Below are 7783 nucleotides of genomic sequence, written 5' to 3' on the forward strand. Positions count from 1 at the left end.
TGAAGAGGTCAGGACAGGGTATGTGTTCAGCCCACAGGCTGAATAAAAGTAGGCATGAGCCGTATACGAGGTCCGTACGTACGGTTCTGTGAGAGGGATGAGGCGGTAACGCCTCACCCTACTCGATATTGCCTGCGTTCCGGCTACAGTGGAAGAAACACTTCAGGAGGGCGCACTATGGCAGACTGGATCACCGGGCGGGTCAAGGCCCGTAAAACCTGGTCCGATAATCTGTTTTCACTGGTGGTGGACGCCGAGGTGGCGCCGTTCAAGGCCGGGCAGTTCACCAAGCTGGCCCTGCACACCGACGAGAAAAAAGTGGCCCGGGCCTATTCCTATGTTAACGCCCCGGGGCAGAGCCCCGAATTTTACCTGATCACCATTCCCGAAGGGCAGCTCACTCCGTATCTGGCCGGCCTGAAAGAAGGCGACGAGCTGCTGGTGCAGCGCACCGCCACCGGTTTTCTTACCCTGGATGAAGTACCCCCCGGACGGGATCTGTGGCTGATGGCCACCGGCACCGGGGTGGGGCCCTTTGTCTCCATACTGGCCGAGGGCGGCTGCTGGGATCACTTTGAAAATATCGTGCTGGTGCACGGGGTGCGCTTTGCCGATGAGCTGGGCTACCGCCGCCGCATTGCCGAACTTACCGAAGGCCGCAAGGGCTTTCAGTACATTCCCTTTGTCTCCCGTGAGCATGCCGACGGCGCCCTGCCTGGCCGTATTACTCACGCCATTCGTGATGGTAGCCTGGAGCGAAAAACCGGCCTGCCTTTCACGCCCGAGCACAGCCGGGTGATGCTTTGCGGCAACCCGCAAATGGTGCGTGACACCATTACCGAACTGAAGACCAAGGGACTGCAAAAGCACCTGCGCCGCAAGCCCGGCCAGATCCTGATGGAGAACTATTGGTAAAAGACAGCTGTAAGCGGTCAGCTATAAGCTGTAAGCCGCCCGAGTTGGTTGCCGGGCTATTGTCTACAGAACCAGCAGGTATGGCATCATCACCGCAGGCTCCGTTTTGTTACTTATAGCTGACAGCTTAAAGCTTACGGCTGGTTTTCAGCGGGTGAGTACCATCATCAGGCTGAGAAAGCCCGCCAGACCCCAGCCCAGGCCGATGATCCAGTAAAACCCCTTGGCGCCCTTTTTAAGGGGAATACGATGATACTGCAGAAATAAGAACCAGAGCAGGGCCGGGATCAGCGGCAGCAGAAACAATCGGGTCATGGCCATCCCTCAGGGGTTGTCGTCTATGCTTCATTGCACTGTAGCAAGAGCAAAGCAGCACGCCAACCGGCCTTCTGGCAGGCAGCATGCCGTGTTAATGTGCTGCTTATACAAGCCTCATATGGAAAGGAGCCAAGCATGAAACAACTGGTCATCAACGCCTTTGGTGGTCCCGAGCAACTGCAACTGGTTGAGGCCGAGCATCCGCCCCTGGCCTCCAATCAGCTGCGGCTGAAAATGCACTATGCCGGGGTAAACCCGATCGATGCCAAAACCCGGGCCGGGCTGGGCTGGGGGGCAGAGGCCATTAAAGACCGGCTGCCCTGGTCACCAGGCTTTGAGGTAATGGGGGAAGTGCTGGAAGTGGGCTCGGAAGTGTGCCGTTTTCTGCCGGGCGATCGCGCCTTCGGCCTGGTCGCCGGCGGCGCCTACAGTGAAGAGCTGGTGGTGAACTGTGATGACATGATGCCGCTGCCCGATGCCGTGGCTGATGATATGGCCGGTGGCCTTGCCCTGGCCGGCACCACCGCCTGGCAGGGACTGACCGATCATGGCTGTCTGCAGGCGGGGGAGCGGGTGCTGATCTCCGCTGCGGCCGGTGGCGTAGGGCACCTGGCGGTGCAGCTGGCAAAGGATCTGGGAGCCACAGTGGTGGCGCTGGCATCAGGTGATAACCACGATTTTGTAAAAGGCCTGGGAGCCGATGAGGTGGTGGATTATCACGATGATGCGGCTGTGTCTGCCATTGAGCCGGTCGATCTGTTTCTGGATCTGGTGGGGGGAACTTCCGGCAAGTCACTTTTGTCTCAGGTGAAACCGGGTGGCCGAGTGATCACAGTGCCGACCATCACCGCCAAGGAGGTGATCGCCGCCGCCGGGGAATTGGGTCTGAATGCCTCGGGCATGCTCAAGGAGAACGATCACGATCACCTTGCTCTGCTGGCCGATGCGGTGGCCGAAGGCCGGTTGCGGGTGGAAATAAGCAAGGTCTTTGACCTGGCCGACGGGGCCGAGGCCCATCGTCAGATTGAAAGCGGCCATACCCGCGGCAAGCTGTTGCTGCGGGGCTGACCGGTCGTTGTTGCTGATTTAAGGAAACTGCATGAAGTATTGGTCCTTGTTGCTGTTGTTGTGCCCTCTGGCTGCTCAGGCGGCACCTACCCTGGTGGAAAAAGTCGAGTCCGGCCAGGACGAGCTGGTGATCCCCTATGAGCAATACCGGCTCGACAATGGCCTGACGGTATTGCTCAACCCGGATCACTCGGATCCTCTGGTACATGTGGAAGTGACCTACCATGTGGGCTCGGCCCGTGAAAGGCCTGATCAGACCGGCTTTGCCCATTTTTTTGAGCACATGATGTTTCAGGGCTCAAAGCATGTGGGGGATCAGGAGCATTTTCGCCTGATCAACGAGGCCGGCGGCACCATGAACGGCACCACCAATCAGGACAGGACCAATTACTTTGAAACCGTGCCCGCCAACCACTTGGAAAAGGTGCTCTGGCTGGAGGCCGACCGCATGGGCTTTTTGCTGGAGGCGGTGAGCCAGCGCAAGTTCGAGATCCAGCGCGACACGGTCAAGAACGAGCGGGCCCAGCGCATCGACAATCAGCCCTATGGGCTGGTGGGCGAGCGCATGGACGAGCTGCTCTATCCCCGCGACCACCCTTACAGCTGGCCCACCATCGGCTATCTGGAAGATCTGGATCGGGTGGATGTGAACGATCTCAAGGCCTTTTTTCTGTGCTGGTATGGCCCCAATAACGCCACCCTGGTGATCTCCGGAGACTTCGACACAGGGCAGACCCTTGAATGGGTGGAAAAATATTTCGGCTCCATTCCCGCTGGCCCCGAGGTCAGGCGGGCCGAGCCTGCGCCGGCAAAGCTTGAGCGCAACCGTCACCAGACCCTGGAAGACCCGCGTATTCGCATGCCCATGCTGTATGTGTCCTACCCCACGGTCTGGCTGGGGCACGAGGACGAAGCCGCCCTGGATGTGCTGGCCAATGTGCTGGGTGGCGGCAAGAATTCACTGCTCTATCAGGAGCTGGTGGAAACCGGCAAGGCGGTATCCACCGGCGCCGGGCACTATTGCTCCGAGCTGGCCTGCACCTTCAGCATTTGGGCCTACGCCAATCCCTCGAAAAACGGTGATCTGACTCCGCTCAAGGAAGACGTGGAGCGCATTATCAACAGCATTGTGGAGCGCGGCATCGACGCCGAAGACGTGACCAAGGCGGTGACCGGGCTGAGGGCGGACTTGATCCTTGGCCTCGACAGCGCCCAGGGCAAGGCCCGGCAACTGTCGCTGGGGCAGGTGCTGAAAGGCGACCCCCTTTATGCCATCAATGCCTGGCGGCAGTTGGCCGCCACTTCCCCCGATGAAGTCACCGCTGCCTACCAGCGTTATCTTCAGAACAAGCCTCACGCGGTGCTGAGTGTGGTGCCAAAGGGCAAAACCGAATGGCAGGCCGCCGAGCCGGATTATGTGACCCCCGAGCGCAACCTGCCCGAGTGGCAGCATATCGACGAACTGCCCCTGCGCACCGTGAAGGATGATTTTGATCGCAGCAAAATGCCCGGGGCCGGCGAGCCGGTCGCCATTTCGGTGCCGCCGCTGTGGCGGGAGACCCTGGGCGACAATATTCAGCTGCTGGGCACGGTGAATGATGAAATTCCGGCGGTATCGGTGATCTTGGCGCTGCCCGGCGGGCAGCGGGCCGAGGCGGAGGGTGAAGAAGGCCTGGCCGCGCTTACCGCCGCCATGATGAACCAGGGCACAGAGCGGCTCAGCAACGGTGACTTCAGCGAGGCGCTGGAGCGGCTGGGTGCCAGTATTACCGTGCGCAACGGTTTCTATACCAACCTGATTGAGGTGACCAGCCTGACCGAGACCCTGCCCCAGACTCTTGAGCTGGTGGAAGAGCTGTTGTTTCATCCGGGTCTGCGACAGGCGGATCTGGACAAGGTCAAGTCACGGCTGCTGGAGTCCATGGCCCAGAGCCGCAATCAGCCGTCCTGGCTGGCGCGCCAGGGCTTTAACCGGCTGATGTATGGCGACAGCCGCCTGGGGATGCCCGACGATGGTCTGCCGGAAACGGTCAAGAACCTGACCATTGAACAGGTAAAGGCGTTTTATCAACGCTATTACAATCCCAAAAACGGTCATGTGCTGATTGCCGGAGATCTGACGCCTGAGCAGGCCAAACAGGACTTTGCCTTTCTTTCCCGGTGGCAGGGCAAGGCCCCCGAGCTGCCCGCGGTCAAGGTGCCCGAGCAGCCTGCCGGGCCCGGCATTTATGTGATTGATATGCCCGGGGCGGTGCAGTCGGTGCTGCGGGTGGGCCGGCGCGCTCTGCCGGTGGACGCCACCGGTCCCTATTTTTACGGCCAGCTGATGAACTACAACCTGGGGGGCAACTTCAACAGCCGCATCAATCAGAATCTGCGTGAAGACAAGGGCTACACCTATGGTGCCTATTCCTACTTCAGCGGCAACCGGGATGCCGGTGTGTTTGTGGTGGGGGGGGATGTGCGCGGCGATGCCACCGACGGCGCCATTGACGAGATTCTGAAGGAAATGAACCGCTTTGCGGCCGAAGGCCCCACGCCGGAAGAGCTGGCTTACCTCAAGAGCAGCTATTCCCAGCAGGACGCCCTGAGCTATGAAACCCTCGGCAAGAAGGCGGGCTTTCTGCTGAATCTGGCCATGCTGGAGCTTTCTCCCGACTATCTGTCGCAACAACAGAAAATTGTGTCTGAGGTGGATGCCGACGCCCTGACCGAACAGGCCAAAAAGTGGCTTGATCCCGCAAAAATGGTCATTGTGGTGGCCGGTGACAAGACAAAACTTGAAAAATCGCTGGCACAACTCAATCTTCCCATGCACGATTTGACTATTGAATGACGAGGCCCGGCCTCCCGCGGCGCCGCCATGGCGCCGCGCCACTGAGCGAATGATAATGACCAACACCACAGCTTCCCTGCATCATCGTCTGCGGGCGTTTCAGCGTTCCGACAAACTGCCGGCCATCAAGGGTATTCGGCGTGGCATTGAACGCGAAAGCCTGCGCATTACCCCCGCCGGCCAGCTGGCACAAACCCCGCACCCTCGGGTATTGGGCTCGGCCCTGAGCCACGCTCATATCACCACCGATTTTTCCGAATCCCTGATGGAGTTTATTACGCCGGTATCCGACTCGGTGGAAACCCTGCTGGCCCAGCTCAATGATATTCACCGTTATACGGTGCGTCACCTGGACGGTGAGCAACTCTGGCCCCTGAGCATGCCCTGCCTGCTGAAAGAGCATGAGCATATTCCTCTGGCGCAATATGGCAGCTCCAATGTGGGCCGCATGAAAACCCTGTATCGCCAGGGCCTGCACCATCGCTACGGCAGCAGCATGCAGGTGATCTCGGGTGTGCATTTCAACTTCTCCATGCCCGACAGTTTCTGGGTGGAGTGGCACGAGCTGGAAGGCAACGGCCGCTATCTGCAGGACTTTGTGTCCGATGCCTATCTGGGACTGATACGTAATTTCTATCGCTTTGGCTGGCTGATCCCTTACCTGTTCGGCGCCTCTCCCGCCCTGTGCGGCTCCTTTTTGCAGGGACGAGAGCACAAGCTGCCCTTTGAGCGCCTTGGCAAGGGCACGCTTTACCTGCCTTATGCCACCTCGTTGCGCATGTCGGATCTGGGCTACACCAACAATGCCCAGGCCGGGCTCAATATTTCCCTGAACAGCCTGGATGAATACGTGAGCAGCCTGCGCCGGGCCATTGGCACCCATGCCCCCGAGTTTGCCCGCATCGGCGTCAAGGTGGACGGCGAATACCGTCAGCTCAACGACAATGTGCTGCAGATCGAAAACGAGCTGTATGCGCCCATTCGTCCCAAGCGCACCGCCGAAAGCGGTGAAAAGCCTTCCGAGGCGCTGGACACCAGAGGCGTGGAATACATTGAAGTGCGCTCGGTGGATGTGAATCCCTTCTCGCCGGTGGGGATAGAGCCCGGGCAGATCCGTTTTCTCGATACCTTTCTGCTGTGGTGCCTGCTGACCCCGTCGGCGCCGCTGGAAGAAGACGAAATTGCCCTTAACCGGCGCAATTTCAACAAGGTGGTGATGGAAGGACGCAAGCCGGGTCTGATGCTGGAAGTCTTTGGTGGTGAGTCCATGCCGCTGGCGGAGCTGGGTGAGCAGTATTTTGCCGAGCTGGCTGAGGTGGCTGCGCTGCTCGATGCCTGCTGTGGCCGGGGGTGTTACCGCAAGGCTCACGAGCTGCAGCTGGCGGCCATGCGCAATCCTGAAGAGACCCTGTCGGCCAGAGTGCTGAGTGAGCTGAAGCAGTGCAACACCGATATTCTGCCATTCGGGCTGGCGCTGTCCCGCCGCTACAATGAGCACTTTGCCAAGGCTCGTCCCCGGTACTGGGATGATAACTACTTCGACGAGGAAGGTGCCCGTTCCCAGGCCCGCCAGCGCAAGCTGGAAGAGTCGGATGCCGTCAGCTTTGATGATTTTCTTGCCGCCTATTTCGGCCAGTCTGAGAATGGCGCAGCATGAGAGTGGTGTGCCTGGTGCCGTCCTGGACCGAAACCCTGCTTGAAGCCGGGGTCACGGTAGTGGGGCGCACCCGCTACTGTGTGCACCCCGCCGGGCAGGTTGAGGCCATTCCCGTGGTGGGGGGCACCAAGGACGTGAACTGGGAAAGAGTGGCGGCGCTGGCGCCGGACATGGTGGTGTTCGACAGGGAAGAAAACACCCAAGCCATGGCCGACGGCTGTCCTTACCCCTGGGTGGCGACGGATGTCACCTCGGTGCAGGGCATGCCGGCGGCGCTGGAGCAGCTGGCCCGGGCGCTGGACTGTGACGCTCTGTGGCATATGGCCGAGCGTTACCGGAGGGCGCTGGCCACCCCCCTCAATTGCTCAATCGGGGATCTGCCCTTGCTGCCCGATGCCGGTGAATCTGCCGTGCTGAATGAGGATCGCCCCTGGGTGTATCTGATCTGGCGCAAACCCTGGATGACGGTGGGCAGGGACACCTTTATTCATTCCCTGTTTGCCCATCTGGGCCATAACCTGCTCACGCCGGGTGATCGTTATCCGGAAGTGGATCAGGCCTGGCTGGCGCAACACAATCCCGTGCTGCTCTGTGCCAGCGAGCCCTATCCCTTTGCCGGCAAACTGGCGAAGGTAAAGGACGAGCTGCAGCTGGACGCCGTGCTTGTCGACGGCGAACCCCTGTGCTGGTACGGCATACGCAGCCTGCGGTTTCTGGAGTCGTTGATACGTTGATGATTCACTCATATCGAGTAGGGTGAGGCGTTACCGCCTCATCCCTCTCACAGAACCGTACGTACGGACCTCGTATACGGCTCATGCCTACTTTTATTCAGCCTGTGGGCTGAACACATACCCTGTCTTGACCTCTTCAAGATTAACCAGACCCAGTTCCTGGAACCAGCGGTTTGGCATCGCATAACTGGCTAATGGGCTTCGCGCATTTCGCCAGCTCGCCATGCGGATGTGCCGGAACGGCGGTTTGTACCC

The 7783-nt window shown here is 59.8% G+C and carries 6 protein-coding genes; 5 read left to right on the forward strand and 1 reads right to left on the reverse strand.

The genetic code is table 11. The features are described from left to right. The first annotated feature begins 177 nt into the window (after window positions 1-177). A complete protein-coding gene (locus DA373_RS15695) occupies window positions 178-915 on the forward strand; it encodes a ferredoxin--NADP reductase (RefSeq protein WP_107853216.1) in 738 nt (245 codons plus the stop codon). A 147-nt stretch (window positions 916-1062) separates the two neighbouring features. Here DA373_RS15695 and DA373_RS16355 read toward each other — a convergent pair whose 3' ends face one another. Next, on the reverse strand, window positions 1063-1230 hold the full coding sequence (locus DA373_RS16355) for a hypothetical protein (RefSeq protein ID WP_157953737.1): 168 nt from the start codon (window positions 1228-1230) through the stop codon (window positions 1063-1065). Between the two features lie 138 nt (window positions 1231-1368). Here DA373_RS16355 and DA373_RS15700 point away from each other — a divergent pair, with 138 nt between their 5' ends. Genes DA373_RS15700 through DA373_RS15715 form a run of 4 tightly spaced genes read left to right on the forward strand, consistent with a single transcriptional unit; the run spans window position 1369 to window position 7528 of the window. After that, complete coding sequence (locus tag DA373_RS15700) at window positions 1369-2301, forward strand: NADP-dependent oxidoreductase (RefSeq protein WP_107853217.1); 933 nt, start codon at window positions 1369-1371, stop codon at window positions 2299-2301. Window positions 2302-2332: 31 nt separating this feature from the next. Beyond that, the gene (locus DA373_RS15705; RefSeq protein WP_107853218.1) at window positions 2333-5137 is read left to right on the forward strand and encodes a M16 family metallopeptidase; all 2805 of its coding nucleotides are present in this window, start codon (window positions 2333-2335) and stop codon (window positions 5135-5137) included. Between the two features lie 55 nt (window positions 5138-5192). Then, a complete protein-coding gene (gshA, locus tag DA373_RS15710) occupies window positions 5193-6794 on the forward strand; it encodes a glutamate--cysteine ligase (protein WP_107853219.1) in 1602 nt (533 codons plus the stop codon). Beyond that, a complete protein-coding gene (locus tag DA373_RS15715; RefSeq protein WP_107853220.1) occupies window positions 6791-7528 on the forward strand; it encodes a helical backbone metal receptor in 738 nt (245 codons plus the stop codon). The genes gshA and DA373_RS15715 overlap by 4 nt, the downstream gene beginning before the upstream one ends. Window positions 7529-7783 lie beyond the last annotated feature (255 nt).

Origin of the sequence: Oceanimonas marisflavi, from assembly GCF_003049725.1 — a bacterium.
In the GTDB taxonomy this organism is placed as follows: Bacteria; Pseudomonadota; Gammaproteobacteria; order Enterobacterales; family Aeromonadaceae; genus Oceanimonas; species Oceanimonas marisflavi.